The organism is Oscillospiraceae bacterium MB24-C1 (genome assembly GCA_030913685.1).
Lineage (GTDB): Bacteria > Bacillota > Clostridia > Oscillospirales > Ruminococcaceae > Yanshouia.
In genome coordinates, this window is sequence record CP133187.1 from 1 (window position 1) to 19,937 (window position 19,937).

22 protein-coding genes and 4 pseudogenes are annotated in these 19,937 nt (G+C 44.8%); 22 read left to right on the forward strand and 4 right to left on the reverse strand.

What is annotated here, in order from left to right; translation table 11 throughout:
- The first annotated feature begins 79 nt into the window (after positions 1-79).
- From RBH76_00005 to RBH76_00075, 15 genes and pseudogenes are all read left to right on the forward strand, one after another.
- On the forward strand, positions 80-514 hold the full coding sequence (locus RBH76_00005; GenBank protein WMJ83853.1) for a thiamine pyrophosphate-dependent enzyme: 435 nt from the start codon (positions 80-82) through the stop codon (positions 512-514).
- Positions 515-1,292: 778 nt separating this feature from the next.
- A pseudogene (gene ilvD, locus RBH76_00010) lies at positions 1,293-2,979 on the forward strand (dihydroxy-acid dehydratase).
- 310 nt (positions 2,980-3,289) lie between these two features.
- Positions 3,290-3,508 (forward strand): TRAP transporter substrate-binding protein DctP, encoded by a 219-nt coding sequence (gene dctP, locus RBH76_00015; GenBank protein WMJ85240.1) that lies wholly within the window; start codon positions 3,290-3,292, stop codon positions 3,506-3,508.
- 352 nt (positions 3,509-3,860) lie between these two features.
- A complete protein-coding gene (locus RBH76_00020; GenBank protein WMJ83854.1) occupies positions 3,861-4,052 on the forward strand; it encodes a hypothetical protein in 192 nt (63 codons plus the stop codon).
- Between the two features lie 465 nt (positions 4,053-4,517).
- Positions 4,518-4,724 carry a hypothetical protein gene (locus tag RBH76_00025; GenBank protein WMJ83855.1) on the forward strand — a complete coding sequence of 69 codons (207 nt, stop codon included), beginning with the start codon at positions 4,518-4,520 and terminating at the stop codon, positions 4,722-4,724.
- Positions 4,706-5,098 carry a TRAP transporter large permease subunit gene (locus RBH76_00030; GenBank protein ID WMJ83856.1) on the forward strand — a complete coding sequence of 131 codons (393 nt, stop codon included), beginning with the start codon at positions 4,706-4,708 and terminating at the stop codon, positions 5,096-5,098. The genes RBH76_00025 and RBH76_00030 overlap by 19 nt, the downstream gene beginning before the upstream one ends.
- 205 nt (positions 5,099-5,303) lie before the next feature.
- Positions 5,304-5,951, forward strand: coding sequence for a TRAP transporter large permease subunit (locus tag RBH76_00035; GenBank protein WMJ83857.1), 648 nt, complete (start codon positions 5,304-5,306; stop codon positions 5,949-5,951).
- A gap of 141 nt (positions 5,952-6,092) precedes the next feature.
- Positions 6,093-6,410: a hypothetical protein gene (locus tag RBH76_00040; GenBank protein ID WMJ83858.1), complete on the forward strand. Its 318-nt coding sequence runs from the start codon at positions 6,093-6,095 to the stop codon at positions 6,408-6,410.
- A gap of 64 nt (positions 6,411-6,474) precedes the next feature.
- Positions 6,475-7,398, forward strand: a complete 924-nt coding sequence (locus RBH76_00045; protein ID WMJ85241.1) for an acetyl-CoA hydrolase/transferase C-terminal domain-containing protein — start codon at positions 6,475-6,477, stop codon at positions 7,396-7,398.
- A 218-nt stretch (positions 7,399-7,616) separates the two neighbouring features.
- Positions 7,617-8,241 (forward strand): annotated as a pseudogene (locus tag RBH76_00050) (CatA-like O-acetyltransferase).
- An 803-nt stretch (positions 8,242-9,044) separates the two neighbouring features.
- Positions 9,045-9,254, forward strand: a complete 210-nt coding sequence (locus RBH76_00055; protein WMJ83859.1) for a hypothetical protein — start codon at positions 9,045-9,047, stop codon at positions 9,252-9,254.
- A gap of 5 nt (positions 9,255-9,259) precedes the next feature.
- Positions 9,260-9,751, forward strand: coding sequence for a hypothetical protein (locus RBH76_00060; GenBank protein WMJ83860.1), 492 nt, complete (start codon positions 9,260-9,262; stop codon positions 9,749-9,751).
- Positions 9,636-9,884, forward strand: a complete 249-nt coding sequence (locus tag RBH76_00065) for a hypothetical protein (protein WMJ83861.1) — start codon at positions 9,636-9,638, stop codon at positions 9,882-9,884. Before RBH76_00060 ends, RBH76_00065 begins: the two co-directional genes overlap by 116 nt.
- Before the next feature lie 218 nt (positions 9,885-10,102).
- Positions 10,103-11,347 (forward strand): dicarboxylate/amino acid:cation symporter, encoded by a 1,245-nt coding sequence (locus RBH76_00070; GenBank protein ID WMJ83862.1) that lies wholly within the window; start codon positions 10,103-10,105, stop codon positions 11,345-11,347.
- 113 nt (positions 11,348-11,460) lie between these two features.
- Positions 11,461-12,249, forward strand: coding sequence for a diaminopimelate dehydrogenase (locus RBH76_00075; protein ID WMJ83863.1), 789 nt, complete (start codon positions 11,461-11,463; stop codon positions 12,247-12,249).
- A 264-nt stretch (positions 12,250-12,513) separates the two neighbouring features.
- On the opposite strand, the pseudogene RBH76_00080 reads toward RBH76_00075, so the two are convergent.
- Positions 12,514-13,685: pseudogene (locus RBH76_00080) on the reverse strand (MalY/PatB family protein).
- A 21-nt stretch (positions 13,686-13,706) separates the two neighbouring features.
- Positions 13,707-13,958, reverse strand: a complete 252-nt coding sequence (locus RBH76_00085) for a hypothetical protein (protein ID WMJ83864.1) — start codon at positions 13,956-13,958, stop codon at positions 13,707-13,709.
- Between the two features lie 317 nt (positions 13,959-14,275).
- Between RBH76_00085 and RBH76_00090 the strand changes: the two genes are divergently transcribed.
- The 3 genes from RBH76_00090 (at position 14,276) to RBH76_00100 (ending at position 15,662) form a co-directional block, all read left to right on the forward strand.
- Positions 14,276-14,872 carry a hypothetical protein gene (locus tag RBH76_00090; GenBank protein WMJ83865.1) on the forward strand — a complete coding sequence of 199 codons (597 nt, stop codon included), beginning with the start codon at positions 14,276-14,278 and terminating at the stop codon, positions 14,870-14,872.
- The gene (locus tag RBH76_00095) at positions 14,869-15,111 is read left to right on the forward strand and encodes a hypothetical protein (GenBank protein WMJ83866.1); all 243 of its coding nucleotides are present in this window, start codon (positions 14,869-14,871) and stop codon (positions 15,109-15,111) included. Before RBH76_00090 ends, RBH76_00095 begins: the two co-directional genes overlap by 4 nt.
- A gap of 278 nt (positions 15,112-15,389) precedes the next feature.
- Positions 15,390-15,662, forward strand: coding sequence for a hypothetical protein (locus tag RBH76_00100; GenBank protein ID WMJ83867.1), 273 nt, complete (start codon positions 15,390-15,392; stop codon positions 15,660-15,662).
- Here RBH76_00100 and RBH76_00105 read toward each other — a convergent pair.
- A complete protein-coding gene (locus RBH76_00105) occupies positions 15,659-16,009 on the reverse strand; it encodes a hypothetical protein (GenBank protein ID WMJ83868.1) in 351 nt (116 codons plus the stop codon). The two genes, RBH76_00100 and RBH76_00105, sit on opposite strands and share 4 nt — an antisense overlap.
- A 765-nt stretch (positions 16,010-16,774) precedes the next feature.
- On the opposite strand from RBH76_00105, the gene RBH76_00110 reads away from it, so the two are divergent.
- Together RBH76_00110 and RBH76_00115 are read left to right on the forward strand one after the other, a co-directional pair.
- Complete coding sequence (locus tag RBH76_00110) at positions 16,775-16,951, forward strand: hypothetical protein (protein ID WMJ83869.1); 177 nt, start codon at positions 16,775-16,777, stop codon at positions 16,949-16,951.
- Positions 16,952-16,992: 41 nt separating this feature from the next.
- On the forward strand, positions 16,993-17,616 hold the full coding sequence (locus tag RBH76_00115; GenBank protein ID WMJ83870.1) for a hypothetical protein: 624 nt from the start codon (positions 16,993-16,995) through the stop codon (positions 17,614-17,616).
- Positions 17,617-17,656: 40 nt separating this feature from the next.
- Here the strand turns inward: RBH76_00115 and RBH76_00120 are convergent, their stop codons facing one another.
- Positions 17,657-18,001: a hypothetical protein gene (locus tag RBH76_00120; protein ID WMJ83871.1), complete on the reverse strand. Its 345-nt coding sequence runs from the start codon at positions 17,999-18,001 to the stop codon at positions 17,657-17,659.
- 331 nt (positions 18,002-18,332) lie between these two features.
- Here RBH76_00120 and RBH76_00125 point away from each other — a divergent pair.
- Positions 18,333-19,603: pseudogene (locus RBH76_00125) on the forward strand (MobA/MobL family protein).
- Positions 19,600-19,752 carry a hypothetical protein gene (locus RBH76_00130; protein WMJ83872.1) on the forward strand — a complete coding sequence of 51 codons (153 nt, stop codon included), beginning with the start codon at positions 19,600-19,602 and terminating at the stop codon, positions 19,750-19,752. Before RBH76_00125 ends, RBH76_00130 begins: the two are co-directional and overlap by 4 nt.
- The last annotated feature ends 185 nt before the right edge of the window (positions 19,753-19,937 follow it).

Genomic DNA, 19,937 nt, shown 5'->3' on the forward strand with positions numbered 1-19,937 from the left:
TCAGAACAACGAGCTGCATTACTGCCCTGGTTGCGGTCACGGTATTATACATAAGCTAATTGCCGAGGTGATGGTGGAGATGGATGCTGTTGGCACCACCATTGGCGTGTGTCCCGTTGGATGCTCTGTGTTTGCGGGCAACTATTTTGCCTGCGACATGGTTGAAGCGGCACACGGTCGTGCACCCGCTGTGGCTACTGCTATCAAGCGCACCCATCCAAATCAGCCCGTATTCACCTATCAGGGTGACGGTGATCTTGCCTCTATTGGTGCTGCCGAAATTGTCCATGCAGCGATGCGCGGCGAAAAAATTCACCACCATATTTGTAAACAATGCTATCTACGGAATGACCGGAGGAGGCAGATGGCGCCCACAACGCTGATTGGGCAAAGAGAGCTACGACCGCACCCTCAGGTAGAACCAGAAGAGGCAGGCTGGCATGCCTATGCGTGTTGCGGAGATGCTGGCGACACTGGATGGCCTTGTTTATGCCGAGCGTGTCTGCGTTACTGATATCCCGCACCTGGACAAAGCCAAAAAAGCAATAAAAAGAGCTTTCGAGAAGCAGATGGCAGGCGAGGGCTTTACCTTTGTGGAGATTTTGGCCTCCTGTCCAACCAATTGGGAGCATGGATACGCTGGAAGCTAACAAGTGGCTGATGGAGAACATGGCAAAGCTATTATCCCGCTTGGCGTAATCAAAGAAACGGAGGTGAGATAACATGAAAAAGGAGATTATCCTTTCGGGCCTGGTGAGACAGGGAATCATGTCCATCGGAAAAAATTTAGTAGAAGGCCGGGGTTGAGGAAAACCTTGAGGCATCCTGGGTGCCTTCGTATGGACCCGAGATGCGAGGCGGCACTGCAAACTGCTCCTGTCATCCTCCAGCGATGGGCGAATCGGTTCTCCTCTGGTTGAGGCACCTACGGAAATTATCGTTCGAACCGCCCTTCCCCTAGCGAAATTTGAGCCGACCGTTGTGCCGGGCGGAACTGTGTTTATAAATGGCAGTATTGTGCCTGATAAGGTTTCACGCACTGATCTGAAGTCGGTTTATGTTCCCTGCCGATGAGATTGCCAAGGGCAACTGGGAAATCCAAAGGTTAGTAACATGGTGATGCTAGGTGCATATGTTGCTGAAACTAAGGTCTTAAAAAGGAAACCATTCAAAAATATGATTATTGAAATGTTCTCCGGCAAAAAAAACAAGAAAGCTGATACCGCTAAATATGGAAGCGTTTAAGCGTGGTATAGATTGTGTTAAAGATATTGAATAAAGGAGCAGAAAATATGCTTAGTGATAATGTAGCAAAGGGAGTAGACAGAGCACCGCACCGCTCGTTGTCTCAGGCTGCCCGCTTTACCGAAAAAGGGCTTGAGAAGCCGTAGGTCGGTGTCGTTTCTGCACAGAGCGATATCATTCCAGGTCACATACACCTGAACAAGCTTGCTGGGGCTGTAAAGGCTGGAATTTATGCCGCGGGTGGCACACCTGTGGTTGTTCCCGCAATCGGTGTCTGCGATGGTATTGTGATGGGCCATCGCGGCATGCACTATTCTCTCGCTTCCCGCGAACTGATTGCCGATTCGGTAGAAACTTTAGCAGCGGCACAGTTGCTTTGATGGATTAGTTCTAATCCCCCAATTGCGATAAAATTGTACCCGGCATGGTGATGGCTGCTCTACGCCTCAACATTCCATCAATTGTATGTTCAGGTGGGCCAATGATGGCAGGCCGTGTAAAGGGAAAGAAAATCGGCCTGTCTCAGATGTTTGAGGCGGTGGGCGCATTTAAAGCCAATATGCTTGACGAGGCCGGATTGCGTAGATGTGAGCTTTCCACCTGCCCCTCCTGCGGCTCTTGTGCAGGCATGTTCTACAAATTCAATGAATTGCCTCTGTGAAGCACTGGGTTTGGCTCTGATAGGAAACGGGACCATTCCCGCCCCTATGTCTGCTCGTGTTCATCTGGCCAAGGAAAGCCTTGGTATGTAAAGATTATGGGACTTAGTGCGGAAGGATGTCAAACCTCGTGACATCAATGACCATGGATGCATTGAAAAATGCCGGATTGTGGTGAATATGGCACTTGGTTGCTCAACTAACAGCTCACTGCATCTTCCTGCCGTACGCACGAAGAAGCAGGCCTTAAGCTTAATATAAAACTATTTAATGAAATTGGCAGAAAAAACCCTGACCCTCTGTCATCTGGCGCCTGCAGGCCAGGCATTTTATGGAGGATCTTGATGCAGCAGGCGGTGTTGGCACTGCCGTAATGAAACAGTTGGCTGACATCAGGTTTGCTTCAAGCTTGATCTTCCTACCGTAACTGGCAAAACGGTAGGTGAAAACATTAAAAATGCCGCAAACTGTGATCCTGAAGTTATTCACACAGTAGATCAATGCATATTCCAAGACAGGTGGTTTAGCATTTCTGTTTGGTAATATTGCAAAAAATGGCTGTGTCGTGAAGAGCGCAGTGCGGTAGCTCCTGAGATGCGCGTGCATTCCTGCAAGGCAAGTGTTTGTCGGTGAGGATACAGCTGTAGAAAGGCAATTTATGCAGGCGAGATCAAACCGGGAGATATCGTGTAGTAATTATCTACGAAGGGCCAAAGGGCGGCCCCGGTATGCGCGGATGCTGGTTTCCAACCTCCGCATTGGCCGGTATGAAGCTAGATAAAGGATGTTGCGTTGATTACCTGCCGATGGCCGATTTTCAGGTGCATCAAGAGGCGCTTCTATTGGGCACGTTTCCCCAGAAGCTGCTGTCGGTGGGGAAATTGGATTGCTACGCGATGGCGATATCATTGACATTGATATGGATAACTACACTATCCATGCGCATGTAAGTGATGAAGAGTTTGCTCAGCGCCGTCTAAAACAGGTCAAGCCAGAATCGTGGGTAAAGGGAGGATGGCTTGCCCGATATCAAAAGGCAGTCACTTCAGCTGACGAGGGCGCAATTTTGAGATAGGCATACCTACCGTTGAAGTTTGTGAAAGAACAGCACAATTACGTTTGTTAGTAGCAGATTACTACAGGGTTTTATAATTAGTTTCTGTTTTACGTGGCGATATGAAATTAATAAAAGAAAGAGAGGAGATCAGAATGAAAAAACATGCATCGTATACTTAGCCTATTAATTGCGCTCTTACTACTTTGTTCTCTAGCCGGATGCACAAGCTCTCCCCCAACTGTTACTAACCAGGAATCAACAGCTACCTCTGCCAAGGCGACGGTACTCAAGTTAGGTACCACCGGTCAACGAACAGGATAGCTTCCAGATTGCAGCCGAGAAGTTTGCTGAACTAGTCAAGGAGCGTACTAATGGTGCCTATGAAATCGAAATCTACCCTAATGGAGCGCTCGGGGATGAGCGCACCATGCTAGAAAGTATGCAGATAGGTACGTTGGACATGGGCATTATCACTAGCGGTCCTTTCGTGAACTTTGTTCCCGAGAATGGGCGTACTGGATATGCCATTTCTGTTTGGCGGCAATAGAGGAGGCCTACAAAGGTTTTGGATATGGCGAGGTCGGACAAGAGTTGCTAAATAAGCTGTCAGATTCGGGTATCAAAGGCCTTTGCATATGCCGGAGCGCGGATTCCGCAACCTTACCAACAGCGTGCGTGCTGTAAAGGATGCTACTGACATTCGCGACCTAAAGGTTCGCGTCATGGAAGAATGAAGTTTATACCGCCACGTTTAACGCTCTTGGAGTGAATGCAGTTCCTATGGCTTGGTCTGAGAGCGTTAACCGCACTGCAGCAGGGTACTGCCATTCAGGGTCAAGAAGAACCCTGTCAACGTCATTTACTCATACAAGCTATGGGAATCACAGAAGTATGTAACAATGACTCGCCATGCTTATGCTTCTGCTATCATCACCATGAGTCAGAAACAGTATGACAAGCTGCCCGCCGACGTGCAAAGTATTTTCAAAGAGGCAGCACAGGAGGCGGCTGAGTTTGAACGTGATTGGGTTGCAAACAACGAGGCATCCCAGCTGCAAGCGCTCCAAAGACAACGGTATGGAGGTTATTGAGAATCCCGACATCGGTAAGCTTCAAGGCTGCGGTGAAGAGCGTCTACGACAAGTATCCCCAATATGCCGACTACATGAGCAAAATCCAAAACGCCCTTTCTAATGTAATGGGAGACATTTTCATGGTAATTGCAAAAGTAATCCGAAAGGTCAGTGACCTTGTTAATAATTTGTGCAGTGCACTTTGTATAATGACTATTGTTGCTATGGTACTTGTAACCGGTATGCAAATTTTCTGTCGCGTATTTTTCACAGCCCTGTCTTGGGAGTGAGGAGGTTACCCGTTATCCTTTTGGTGTGGTCCACCTTTATCGGCTGCAGGAATTGTGTATAAAAACGCGGGACATATTTCGATCACTATGATGCGCGATCACTGTCCGCCAAAGATTGTTACGATTTTGAAGATAGTGACCCATTTGATTTGCGCCGCATTCTGTACCATTGCTGTCTATTACGGCTTTAAGTATGGCTATGCAAGGTAAGCAGCTTTCGGCTGCACTGCGCATTCCGATGCGCTATATGTACATGGCGATTCCTGTTGGTTGCTTTGTGATCGACCTGCATATTCTCGATGCAATTATTCAGCTGCCGAGCAAAATTAATGGGGAGGTAAGCCGCTTAGCGAACGTGACACCATCCTGTTTGGAACTTTTTTGGCATTGCTTGTGTTAGGTGTTCCAATTGCGTTTGCGATTGCAGTTGCGGGCGTATCAGTACTGCTCGTTGGTGGTGTCGACCTACTCATAGTGATACAGCGCATGTTTGCCTCCACCGATTCCTTCCCGCTGGTGGCAGTTCCGTTCTTTATTCTGGCGGGCGATCTGCTGGCGCGGGGGGCAATGTCCAAGACGCTGGTTGAGTTTGCCGAATCGATTTTAGGACGCATCCGTGGCGGCCTTTCCAGCGGTATCAGTGGTGGCGGGCATGTTCTTTGGCGCACATATCTCAGGCTCGGGCGCAGCGACCACTGCAGCGGTAGGCGCGACACTTATCCCCGAGTTAAAAAAGCGCAGCCGCGGCGGAGGCACCCCTCTCTGCTGCGCTGATAGCATCGGCTGGTTGCATCGGCGTAGTAATTCCGCCGTCGGTTCCGCTGGTACTCTACGCTGTCATCGCCGACCAGAGCGTTACACGCCTGTTCTCTAACGGATTTTTCCCTGGCGTGATGATGGGTGGTATGCTCATAGTACTAGCGCTTTATCAAACGAAATAAAAAAGATTACCCCAAGGGGAGTTTGTTTACCTGGAAAAATGTCTGGAGTACTTTTTAAAAAGGCAATTTGGGCGTTGCTTATGCCCGCCATCATTCTCGGTGGCATTTTCTCAGGTTACTTTACGCCGTCCGAGGCAGCGGCGGTTGCAGTTATTTATGCCGCGGCAATCTCCTTTGTAGTTTACCGCGATATGAGTGTTAAACAATTTTTTCAGATTGTGCTGGGCAGTGCCAAAACCTCGGCTGTGATAATGCTTATCATCTCCTGCAGTGGTGTGTTTGGCTGGGTGCTGGCAAATTGGAAAATACCCGAGCAGGTTGCACAAGCGGTTCTGTCGGTTTCGAACAACCCCTATGTGCTGATGTTTTTGATTGCAGGGATTATCTTGATTGCGGGTGTATTTATGGAAACTTCCTCAGCGGTTATCTTGCTAACGCCCGTATTTCTGCCACTAATTAAAGCGTTGGGCGTAAATCTGATTCATTTCGGTCTGATTTTCACTATTGGTATCTCAATCGGTATGATCACGCCGCCCGTGGCTATCAACCTATTTGTGGCATCGAGCACCACAGGTTTGCCCATCGAAAAGATTTCCAAGGCAGTCATTCCATACCTAATCGGCCTTATTGCTGTATTTTTAGCTTATGTCTACCTGCCAATGTTATTACCAGCAATCGTCATCTAAGCTTGATACGAAGCTGTTGCAGCTCTGCAAAAAACATCATGGCAAGCTACTATCGGCGGCAGTACAAACCTTAGTTACTCTAATTATTTCCAGTAATAATAAAGTGGATTTCCTATGACATATAAGAAAGGTTGATATTGTGTGCCGAAGTATGAGGAACTATATAATAAAAAACTGAAAACACCCAAAGAAATTGCCGACATGGTACAGTCAGGATATGTTTGTGTCTCTCCAACCTGTATGGCACAGCCCGATGCAATTGCACAGGCAATTGCATCGCGTGCCAATAGAGGCGAGTTGGAGGGTGTCAAGCATCATAGCGTCATCGCCATTGAGCCGGCACCTTTTGTGGACATGGAGCTGCGCGGAAAATATGATTACGTTTCCTGGTTTACGCAAGCCGCTGCGCGCTCCAGCGTCCAAAGTGGATTAAGCGACTATATGCCCCTGTCACTATAGTGAGGAAATTGCGCTTTGGGATATGCGGGGCGCACCTGACGTAGTCTATGCTGTTGTTACTCCAATGGACAGGCACGGTTATTTCAGCTTTGGTTTGGTTGCATCGGAATGCGTGGAGTTAGTGAGCAGAGCAAAATATGTTTTTCTGGAAGTAAACCGAAATATGCCTCGCTTGTTCGGCAACAACATTATTCATATATCACAGGCCACAGCCATCTGTGAGCATGATGCACCCATTTCAACACTGTCGCCGCCCTTAGTAACAGAAAAAGACAAAACTATTGGGCAGCTAATCGCACAATATATTTCCGATGGCTCTACTATTCAGTTAGGAATCGGTGGTGTTCCAAGCGCAGTTGCAAATTGCTTGTATGATAAGAAAGATCTTGGAATACATACCGAACTTTTCATGGATAGTATGGTAGATTTAATTGAAGCTGGTGTCGTTACAAATCTAAAAAAATCTATAAATACCGGAAAAACGGTAGCTGCATTTGCATGGGGATCTCAAAGAATGTATGACTTTTTGCACAACAATGTGTCCGTTGAAATGATGCCGGTTTCTTACGTAAATAATCCCTACACTATAGCGCAGATCGAGAACTTCGTCTCAGTCAATTCTTGCCTTGAGGTTGACTTATTGGGTCAGGTATGTGCAGAATCCATTGGTAGCATACACTTTAGTGGGTCCGGTGGTCAGGTCGATTTTGTAAGAGGCTGCAATATGTCACTTGGTGGTAAAAGTTTTATTGCAATGCCGTCAACCGCCAAAAACAATACAATCAGCAAAATCAAGCCTATTTTAACACCTGGGGCTGCTGTTACCACCGGTAAGAACGACGTAGACTACATTGTAACGGAATATGGTGTCGCACATTTAAGAGGCAGAACTGCTGGAGAGCGTGCAAAGGAACTCATTAAAATAGCACATCCAAAATTTCAGGAGGAGCTTTTGCACGAGACAAAAAGGATGAAACTCATTATCTGAAAGCGGTACTACCTTCTTTCTATCGAGGCTATCTTTCAATGATATTATCCTTGCTTTTTACGAAACAGAGTAAAGGATACGTTAAGGTATCTCTTTGCATTAGTGGAGTCTTTTTATCCACCACATCGTAACAAGTAACAAGCCCGCATCGCTAAGGGAAGTAAGATGAGCGGACTACTAAAATAGAAAATATTACAATTCTTTATAGGGGAGACATCATGAATTTTATTGACTTATCCACATGGGACAGAGCTATGCACTATCAAGCTTTCCGAGACAGTATACAGCCACAGTATTGTACCACATTTGAAGTGGACATTACGAATTTCCTGATAAAGATAAAGGAACGGGGATATTCATTTACATTTTCTCTTGTGTATGCTGTAACAAAATGTGCGAACCAGATAGAAGCGTTCCGCTGTCGCTTCGTAGACGGAAAACCTGCTGTCCTGAATACAATCAACACTTCATTTACTTACTTAAAAAAGGGGACAGAGCTATTTAAAGTTGTGAATGTTCCAATGCAGGACACCATAAAAGAATATGTTGATTTGGCTAAAAAGATCGAGAAAAACCAAGAAGATTATTTTACTGCACCAATGGGAAATGATATATACCAGTTTTTCACCGTTTCCGTGGGTATCGTACACTCATATTTCGCATACGAACTCTGGTAAAAAAGATAATGCCACACCGCTATTTGATTGGGGAAAGTTTTACGAAAAAGACGGTAAAATACTACTGCCATTTTCCGTACAGGTACACCATTCATTTGTCGACGGCGTGCATATTGGTCAATTGGCAAGGCTTTTACAAACGTATCTCGATGGTGAGATTCTATAACACGATGGATATTTTACCCGAATATTGTACATATGATGGAAGATGTTGAACAGATAAATGCTGATATATTGGCTGATGTTTATAGCAGCGAAAGCAGTTGAATCAGAGAAAGTTGAATTAAAATTGAATATCAGCAAAAATCAAGATAAAAGCAAACCGCGAACAATCATTTTTCCAAAGGTGAGCATTTGCTAAGAAAGATTAGCCATTCAATCACATAACAAATGAGCAACTTCGTATCGTATCTTGGTAGTCTGGCGAGGTATTTCAACGTCGCGTTATGGTACTATCATGCCACTTGTGTATTATCTATGTTAAGCCCAGAAGAGTACCTTCTGGGCTTGTACTTTGGGTAAACATAATGCGACGTTTAAGTCCGCGGATTATGCGAAGCTCATAACGCTATAATTCATGTGCGGCAGTCAGAAAATATTAAACCGACGATAAAAACTCTATTGGCAATTACTCTTTCAAACTAATCCGAAAGTTATAGCCATATTCACCTAGCATATGCACAAGGCTTGAACCTTCAATAAATGTGATGGGCTTATCTTCCACAAACATTCTAGAATCATTTCCATAATAGCTGCCTCCCTTAGCGCAACACAATGCCATCTATCTCAGCTTTATTTCTCGACGATGAGGCTGATGGGTTAGCTCCTAGAATATCACAGTAAGTTACAGCTAACCTTCTAGAACCGACATAAGAATTGTTATAATTTATATATAATACCATTTAATAAGTGTGTGCAGGAAAGGGGGGAGTTTTCAGGTGAAATCTTATCGGAAAGGAGGCGGAAAAAGTGAAGTTTTGGAAAATGAACGGGGCCGGCAATGATTTTATTATCCTAAATAATATTGAAGAAAAATTACCGCACAATATTTTACCGCAGCTAGCCAAAACTCTGTGCGAGCGACACTTGTCTATCGGTGCTGACGGATTGATGGTTGTTGAATCTGCAACACAGGGCGGAGACTACAAAATGCTGTTTTTAACTCCGATGGTAGCATAGGCGAAATGTGTGGCAACGGAGCGAGATGTATATGTCGTTATGGTTATGAAAACAATCTTGCAGGAGAAACTCAAGTTGTGGAAACCACCGCCGGAATTGTTACTGGGTACCGAATTGATAAGCGATTATATCGTATACGGTTAAACGATCCAACTACAATAGTACTTGATGCCGAAGTTATTATAGATGGTGTTAAGGTAGAATGTAGCTATATTGAGCTAGGTAATCCGGGCCTTCCCCATGCAGTAATACCTTACCAAAATCTAAAAGAAGCGGATACCGGAAAGTTGAGAGAGTTTGGCGAAAAACTGCGTTGGTATAATGGATTTTCTAAAGGTGCCAATATAAACTTTTACGAAATTTTGGGCAACGATTATATTTATGAGCGAACATACGAAAAGAGGCGTAGAGGATTTTACCTATGCCTGTGGTACAGGTACAGCATGTGTAGTTGCTGCCCTTTCCTTAAAAGAAAAGGTAAGCGGTGGTACAGTTAAAGCAGATATGAAAGGTGGTACTCTGTTTATAGACTTAACTAAAGATGGAGAACAAATAACAGACATACTGCTAACCGGTCCTACCAATATAGTTTGTATAGGTGATATAACCGATGAGACTTTAAGCCTTTAGTACTACAAATAAAGGTATTTGCAGTTTTTATTATTAAGTTGTTTTATAAGCAATCTGTATTAAAGTTTCAGCTATCAACTAATTATTATATTAAATAACGATAAGCGCCGTATAGCCTATCATGTAACGCAGTTTGTTAACGGATTTATATTTTTGTTTAAATAACAGCATCTATTTTCCATTAATTTATTTATTGAATTTTTGAAAGGAATGTTTTTATGGAGAAGAAGTCAGTTATTAAGAATTATAAGTTCTTGGCTATTTTGCTCAGCAGTATGATAGTAGGCTCAATCGTAGGTTGGGTTGCTCCCGATTTTGGTAATTCCATAGCCTTTTTAGGTAAACTGTTTATTAATATGATGTTCTGTATTGTTGTGCCAATGGTATTTGCTTCTATTGCAGGTGCCGTCGCCAATATGGAAAGTCGCCAACGTGCAGGGAAAATTATGGGCACCACAGTTGGAGTTTTTGTGATAACCGGTGCTATAGCTGCAATAATTATGTTTGTACTTATGAAGATGATTCCACCTGTTCTTGCTCCTTGGAGTGATATTCCTGCCGAGGGAATGGGAGAGTATGCTTCTTTAACTGCCATGATAGTAAACTTCTTTACCGCAAGCGATTTTGTTGGACTGTTAACACGCAGAGCAATGCTGCCGCTTATAGTTTTCTCTGTATTGTTTGGTTTTTCTGTTAATATGGCAGGCGGCAAAGAATCATTAATGGGTAAGTTTTTAGATAGCTTAACCGAAACAATGATGAAGTTTGTTAAAATAGTTACCTACTACGCGCCCGTTGCATTCTTTGCAATCTTTGCAGACCTGGTAGCAACCTATGGTTCCAGCGTAGCAGAAGGTTACGGTAGAGCACTAATGGTTTATTATCCTCTTTGCTTTATTTACATATTTACAGCTTTTCCGTTATTTGCATGGTATGGCGGCGGCAAGGGTGCAGTAAGCTTAATGTTTAAAAATATTGCTCGTCCTGCCATTGTATCTTTAGGTACCTGCTCATCTGTTGCAACAATACCTACAAATATGGAAGTTGCTGCTCAGTCGGGTATTTCAAAAGATGTTTCTGATATAGTACTTCCGCTTGGCGCAACCATGCATATGGATGGTTCCTGCTTCTCATGCGTTCTTAAAATTGCGTTTGTATTTGGCGTATTTGGTAAGTCCTTTACCTGGAGCATGCTTCCAATGGTAGTTTTGGTTGCTGTTCTGTCTTCTGTAGGAATGAGCGGTGTTCCCGGTGGCGGATATATAGGTGAATATATTATCTGCTCAATCTTCTTCCCAACACAAATGGAGCTTGCGTTCCCAATTCTTGTAGCAATAGGCAACTTGGTTGACCCACCCGCTACTATGATTAATGCAACAGGGGACTATGTTGTTTCTTACATAGTATCTAGATATGCAGACGGAAAAGACTGGCTTAAAAAGTCAATCGCAACTAAGGTTTAAGCTATAGTTTGCCTTAAGTAAGATTTTAATTTAGTACAAATAAAAACTTTCCAATCACATGCTTATAACATATTTATAAGCTAATAAATAGTGTTAAAGGAAATACTACAGCTATGAAAAGTAAAATTAATGCGTTGATTGTTGGCTATGGTAATATTGGTCGCCATGCATTAGAAGCTATTAAAACTGACGATGGTTTTGTGCTAAAGGCAATTATTGATCCGATATGGAGCAAAAAGGTAGCCGAGGTTGATGGCATACCCATGCTGGAAAGCATGCAACAATCACCAAGCTTTGATGTCGCGCTGTTGTGCGTTCCGTCTCGAATGGTTATGGAGGTCGGGTTGGAAATATTAAAGATGGGTAAGCGCACGGCAGATATATTTGATATTCACGGCCATGAACTGTTGCATTTATATCAAACCTTTGAAAAAGTTGCTAAGGAAAATAATACTGCTGCACTTATCTCGGCAGGTTGGGACCCGGGTTTGGATTCGGTAGTTAGGGTATTGCTTTCGGTTATGATTCCCCATGGGATTACCTTTACAAATTTTGGTCCGGGTATGAGCATGGGGCATTCGGTTGCAGTTAAGGCAATATACGGTGTAAAAGATGCCGTAAGTCTTACCTATCCAAAAGGATGTGGCGTGCATCGACGAATGGTTTATATAATTCCTAACCAAGGTGCCAATCAACAGCAAATTAAAGATACTTTACTTAACGATCCTTATTTTTCTCACGATGAAACCCATGTAGCCTTTGTTGAAAGCTTGGATAACTATTTAGATATGGGGCATGGTGTGCATATAGAGCGTAAGGGTCGTGCTGGGGCGAAATATAATCAACGAGCCTTTTTGATTGTAATATACACAATCCTGCCGTTACAAGTCAGGTATTGGTAATGGCTGCAAGAGCAATTATGAAGCAGCGCCCCGGTTGCTATACCATGGGGATGGTACCACCGACAGACTATCTTAATATGACTGTTGACGAAATTGTGCGTGACTTAACCTAAAAGGTGAAATTTACAGTACAGTTATAAAAGTTAAATGAAATTGCTAAAAAACACCTCTATTAAATGTAAAATCCCTTGAAAGCGGTCTTAAGATGCCGATTTCAAGGGATTTTTTAGTTTTGATAAATTTGGTAAATAAGCTCAATAGAAATTATAAATGATTTTTTACCGCATCCTCCAGTTGTTTCATAGCTTTTTCCAGTACAAAGCGGGGACAGGCTGCATTTAACCGCATATAGCCGTTTAAATTTTTGCCAAATGCATATCCGTCATTTAAACCAAGCTTTGCCTTTTTAATCATAAAATCATGCAGTTGCTCGTTTGTCATACCTAAATCTCGGCAATCAAGCCACATTAAATAAGTTGCATCTGGAGCATAGGTTTTTATTTGAGGTATATTTTTTTGGCAGTAATCTACCACATAATCAAAATTTGCGCTTATATATGGCAGCAGTTGTGTAAGCCATTCTTCCCCCTCGTTAAATGCAACTTCCATAGCTATAACAGAAAATGCATTGTTACGATGAATATCCATATTCATCCAAAAATTATCAAAAACTTTTTTCATATGGGTATTAGGGAATACAACAGCACTTGCTTGCAGTCCTGCAAGATTAAATGTTTTTGTACCTGAAATTGCTGTAACTACATTAGCAGCAAATTCTTTTGATAATGCAGCAGACGGGATATGCTTTTTGTTATGAAATATTAAATCTGAGTGTATTTCATCACTAATAACCAAAACATGGTATTTTAGACAAAGCTGCATCATTTTAAGTAATTCTTGTTCTGTCCATACAATTCCAAGTGGATTATGGGGGTTACAAAACATAAACATATCAACTTGTTTAAGCTTGTGTTCAAAATCCTCCCAATCTACGCCCCATTTACCATCAACTTCAATCATTTGGTTTTCTGCAACTTTGCGTCCTGCAAACTCTGCCATATCATAAAACTCACCATAAACAGGTGTTTGAATTAGCACGCTACCGCCAATAGGGGTATAAAGTTGCACCATTGCAGATAATGTTTGCACTACCCCTAAACAAAAGCTCATGCAGGAAATATCTATATCCCAATTATTACGGCGCTTTTGCCAACCCTTAATAGCTTCGAAATAACTTGCAGGCCGTGTAGTATATCCCCACAGGCCTTCTTCTGCACGCGCCTTTAAAGCATCAATAATAGGTTGTGCTGTTTTAAAATCCATGTCTGCAATCCATAGAGGAATTACGTCATTGGTGCCAAACTTTTTTCTCTTTCGTCATACTTGGCAGATAAATTTCCAGTGCGGTCAACTATTTGATCAAAATTGTATGTCATAGTTAAGCATCCTTTCTTTAATTACAGCCTTACGGCGTTTTTAGTCTGGTAATTAAGCAAAAGTGGCACGAAAACGATAACAGTTATAACACCAAGTGCAACTGTTAGCTCTGTGACGGTATCGCCGTCAACTGCAAGCGTAGTAAAAGGCAAAACACAAGACTTTATCGCAACAGTTACAGGCGCAACCTCTGATTCTGATAAGAGTGTAACGTGGTCGATTTTCGGGTGGAAAAACAGGCATAGGCATTGATGAAGTTGCAGGTTTTCCACACCAATAACAAAGCTCCTTTTGGCTGATAATTTTCAACTTACAATTTTTAACAGCGCTATATATTACATTTTATCATAATAATGGGCGAAAAACTTATCATTTTTTTGCTATAATCTGCGGTTAATTCTAATTGCGTATAATTACTAACCACCTACCGTTGGATGGACTTCGCGTTATGGCCGTTGCCCGCAAAGGATCTTCTTTACGTTGGTAGCGCCACATCACGAAAGCTCTACGACGGTGGTATCTGACCATTGGCCAGCTGGCCGGCGCAGACCTTAGAATGCTAGAACTGCGATTCGGTAAATAGGGAATTATGCTCTGGCGCTTTGCGAACGGCTACGATACTTCACCCGTCGCAACATACGGCGACGAGTGCCTTATAAAGAGCATCGGCAACAGCGCCACCACGCCGCGCGACCTGATCAGTGACGAGGATGTCAAACTTATGCTTTATGTCCTGTCAGACAGTGTGGCAGAGCGTATGCGGGATAACGGATTTCTGGGGCGTGTCGTGTCCATATCGGTGCGTGACTGCAAACTGCGTTCCTTCACGCGGCAGTGCACGCTGGAGCATACCACCTGCCTGACGGAGGAAATCTCCAATGCGGCCCTTGCCTTATTCCAAAGACACTACCACTGGGAAGAACCCATTCGTTCTATCGGCGTCAACGTATCGGATTTTTCCCACAAGAATGAGGTCATCCAGCTGGATATGTTCTGCGACTGGCAGAAACGAGAGGAAAAGCAGAAGCTGGAGCTCACGGTGAACTGGTTACGTCGGCGGTATGGTCATAATTGTGTTCGGCGGGGAATCGTGATGGCCGACAAAGATTTTGCACACATGAATCCCAAGGATGAGAATACGATCCACCCGACGGGATATTTTAATGGAGGAGGCGGCATTTTATGAGGCGGGTTGACGTAGAAGTGTTGGCGAAATACCAGTTGGACGACAAGATCATCCCTGTTTCGGTCAAATGGGATGACGGCCGTACGTTTGAAATAGACCAGGTGCTGGACATTCGGCCGGCCGCTTCGACGAAAGTCGGCGGTACAGGAATCCGGTATCTGGTGCGGATAGGGCGCACACGCACCTACCGGTTCCTTGAGGAAAATAATTGGTTTGTGGAGGCTAAAGGCGTGCAGTAGGCGATGATCCTGGCACCCGGGAGATTATTGAGTGCAATACCTGTACTATTACAGCAATTAAAAAGTGGTCGTGCTTAGATGCACGACCACTTTTTTTATTTAAATTGATATCGAACCGCCTGAATGGCGGCGATCTGAAGAACTGCGTTGCCCGACCTTGAGCCGGCATATAAAAACTTTTTCAAAGCCAGGGTAAGACGGCAACCGAAAACCTCACGAAACTGCAAAGCGAGATTGCCGCACTCAAAGCAAAATCCGGTAAGATCAGCGAGGAGGAATTGAAAACCCTGCAAACCAAGGCTGAGGAAGAAGCCCGCGCCAAGGCTAAAGCAGAACTGGACACGGTGATTGCCACCAGTGCTGAGGAAACCGCAAAGGCCATCAAACAGCAAAAACAGCTTGAAGAAAGATTAAAGGCGGCGCAGGATACAGCGAAAACCGAAGCCGAAAAAGCCGTTGCTGAGGAAAAGAAAAAGGTTATCGAACTGGAGCAACAGCTGAAAACGGCAGACGAAAACGCCAAGGTAGCCGCCGACAAGACAGTTGCCTAGGAACAAAAGAAGATTGCCGAATTACAAGAACGGCTTAAAAAGGCGCAGGGCAGCGGCAAAGCTGAATCCGAAAAGGTGATAGCCGCCGAGAAAAAGAAAGTTGCTGAGTTGGAAGAAAAGCTTAAAAAAGCAAAGGAACCGCCAAGACGGAAACCGAAAAGGCGATAGCCCAAGAAAAGAAAAAGCAAGCAACCCTTGAGGAAAAGCTTAAAAAAGCAGAAGCGGAGGACGCCGCGGTAGCCGCTGAACTCAAAGCCGCGCAGACTTGCGCCGCCGAACTGGAAAAGAAGCTTAAACTGGCGAACACCGACACCACTGTTTTCGCTGTCCACTTTGAGGATTTGCAAACTTGCATCAACAAGCTTAACGGCTTATTAATCAAGATGGAAAAGGGCGAGGATAAGGAAACCGCCGTAAAGCTAAAGACAGCGCTGAAAACCGTGCTAACTGCCGCTACCGAAAAACTGTAAGTTATAGAACAAGCTGTCCACCGTAAATTGGTGGGCAGCTTGTTGCTCTATGACAGCTATCCGAGGTATGCAAAGCGCTCAAAATCCCAATCGTTTGGGATTTTTAGAACGGACATTTGAAGTGCCGCCAAAGGCGCCGCCTTTGGAATCCGCGAGCTTTTGAAAAAGCTCGACCAAAACTTTACCCACACTATTGGTTACACGAAGTCACGTTCTGACGACATTAGCTAATTGACCATTGAAAGTCACATTCACAAGCTGTTACAGTTAATTTTGTAAAAAACATTTTTCTGATAATCAGAAAGTGAGGGAGTTTATGGGATACAGTAACGTGAAAAAAAGAGTTAAAAAAAGCAATTATTAATTTAAAGGATTTCCGCCCAAAATGTGGTAAACTGGTAGAAAACACTATACTAGACCAAGAGACAAGAAGTGCTCTTAAAGAATTTTTACCGCCTGTAGGCAGAATAAATTAATGCAGTATTTTGAAAAGGATCCCTACAACACTGTTGTGTTGACAGACTATATCTGGGACAATCTTCCGTACGGTGATGGTTAAAACTAGCTGAAGGTAATGATCTTGATTTATATTACTCTTTTGGGAAATTAGATATTTACTATCGCGCTTCCTATGATCAAGAAATGGGATGGATTTTTGAGTGCTATGCGCAAGATACTTATGATTTTGGGTTAGACAAAGATATTAGCTATGAAGAAATTTTCACTAAAGGTTTAAAGCATATGCTTGGCAATTACAAAGGTAAAATAGCAAACAATGGGCTGGTTTTCGCAAAAGGAGCAAGTGATTACTCAGTTTGAAATTGCTATTAATTTTAAATACTGCTGCGAAGGGTGATTCTATGAAAAGAGCACTTTTTAATACTATTCGAAGGTGGCGTTGGGAATGGCTTGCTATTATCTTAGCAATATTAGTCTTTGGGTTCTGGGGTTATGGTTGTCTCCGACACACTTTTCGCTCCAGAATAACATCAGAAGAATCAAAAATAAGATTTGACAACCGTATGTCTGAGATCGAAGATATATTGAAAAACTATGGTGTGGATTTTCATGAAGTTAACCCATGGGACAATATGCGATATATGCGCAGAGTTTTATGTAAGTTTTCTAACGGTGGCATGGATATTATTCTTGAAAATGAGAATGGTACCGAAAAATACACTTTAATAATCACGATGGTACCAGGTCAAACACCGGAACAATCTCTACCAGATGCTGCATCTCTACATATGGCTTGTGAAGTACAAAATATATTAAGTGGTGGCGAATTTGCACCAGAGTTTTTGGAGGAAACGCTTGTATCACTAATGGATGATGCACGCAACCAATTTTCAGTATTTGAACCTCGCTCGGAGCCAAGATATATATATTCTGACGATAAGTATGGAATTCATCTTGATGTCCATCAGAATAAGGAAGAGACATATACTGCTTATATAAAGTTTATAACCTATAAGTTTGAGTAATATCGAGCGTTCAGATTAATATTATATGTCATGTAATATGTCATGTAATTTGCCCGCTAATGAAAATGGGCAGATTTATAATCTCCTGTACGTTGTCTAGCTTGCTGATCCGGCTCATCAGAGTTATGACCTGATCGGGCGTCATGTCGCGGGTGCCCATGTACTGATCGTAGATGGCACCAACTTGAATAAGACGGTGTGCCCTAGCGCGGCGCAGTTCGTCCGGGCTGGCCGGTGCGTCGATGTTCTCGCTACTGGTCGGTGCCCTGTGCACAACTGAGACGGTTGGCTGTATCATGGTGTCCTGAATTGCTGCTTTCTGGTGTTGTTCCGCATGGTGCTCTTTATAAAGCCGGTTCATCCGGTCTAGTATTCTTTCGCCCATATTTATGCTCCTATCTGTTGATTATAATTTCACTCTATCATTGGTGAAAACGAGTGTCAAGGCCTTCCGCGCGACAAAAATGTCGCCGGAAAGCCTTGGGTTTTTCTACACTCAAACCACCTGTAACCCGCCTTCAGCTTTCGGTATCATAGTATTAAGAATACCTGAAGGGAGGTGGAGCGCATGGCATTATACAGCTTTCACGGCCAGATTATTGGCCGCGGTAGAAGCATCAAAATGAATCAAGACGGGTCTGTATCGGAGAAAGCCGCTAGCCGGCGCTCGGCCTCTGTTGCGGCCGCAGCCTATCGCGCCGGCACGCGTCTCGTCGATGAGCACCGGTGAGGTCTACGACTATACCCGAAAAGGAGGCGTTGTCCATACCGAGATTATGCTACCCCCGAATGCACCCGGCCGCTATCACGACCGGCAGAGGCTTTGGAACGCCGTGGAGCTGGCGGAGCATCAGAGCAACGCACAGCTTTCCCGTGAGCTGCGCATTGCCCTGCCGGGCGAATTTACCAGGGAAGAAAACATTGCCCTGGTGCGCGACTTTGTACAGAAGAATTTTGTGGCCAAGGGCATGTGTGCCGACGTGGCCTATCACATCAAAGACAAGGGCGGCAAGGATCACAACCCCCACGTACACCGATGACCAAATCCGGCGCATGGTGGAAAACCAAATCTCGAAAGGAGTATATCACCGACCGGAATGGCGACCGCATCATGGGTGCCAACGGCGAATGGAAATCGCGCAACGTGGATCTCACCGGGTGGAACGACAAGACGCTTTATTTATCCTGGCGAGCACAGTGGGCAGTTGCCTGTAACGAGTGCTACGAAGCAAAGGGGCTACCATATCGAGTTGACCACCGCAGCTATATTGAGCAGGGCATCCACCGTCAGCCGACTATGCACATGGGCAAGGAGGCTACCGCCCTGGAACGCAAAGGTGTTTCCACTGAGAAAGGAAACTATAACCGTACCGTTGCAGCGTGCAATGAAATGGCCGACCTGGGGATTGAGCCAACAGGCTTATGGGAGACGGCACAGTCCATTTTTGAACAAGCGAAGGCGCGTCAGTGGCGTTCCAGAAAGGCGAGGGTATCCGAGCCATCCTTGGTCGGCGGAGGGCAAGAGAAATCGGCCGAGGGCCGGCCTCAGCGACCGGAGGTCGCCCAGTCCGGCGGGCAACCCGGGCAAAGCGTGCGCAGCCAGGATGCCCAAAGGTGCACTGATGCACCGTTACACGGTGCTGTGCGACAGGGAGCGCCCTGCACCCCAGAAAAGGACGAAAGCCGCCCGCTTTCGTCGGAGAAGAAGCCGCCGCAGCGGCTTGAAGCACCCACAACCAATGCTGTGGGTGAGCGGAGCCATGCCCCTATGAGGCGGCACGGCAAGCGGAGCCTGCGGCAAAATCACCCGCGCCGCATTGCGCCGACAACAACCGCAATGCCCTGCATAATACCGTCGGTACGCACAACTTCCTTGCTACGCATGGCGTACAAAACTATGCGGATATTGTCGCCGGCGTGCGTAAGGCACAGGCTGCACACGTTCAATGATGAATTCGTCCGACTCAGTCCGAAATTGACCGCTTGAAGAACGTTGACCTCTCGAAGCTTCAGCAGCTGGAAGCACGTCGCGACAAGTTAGCCGCCAAGTGGCATGAATCGCATGAGGAGCTTCGCTTGTGGGCTTCCGCAGAGCTTTACATGCGCGAGCTGCTTGGTCTACCCCATCCGGAGTAGCCGTTACCCAACTTCTCGGTGCCATCCAAGCCCGACCGTCAACAACGCGCGCCTGAGCCTACACACGAACAAAAACAAAAAGCGCCGGTGAAATCTCACCGGCGCGATGACAGAGAACGATGAATCATGGATAAAAATAATCGGCACCAAAAGCTTACACCAGCATTACGTTATAAACTTGCCTT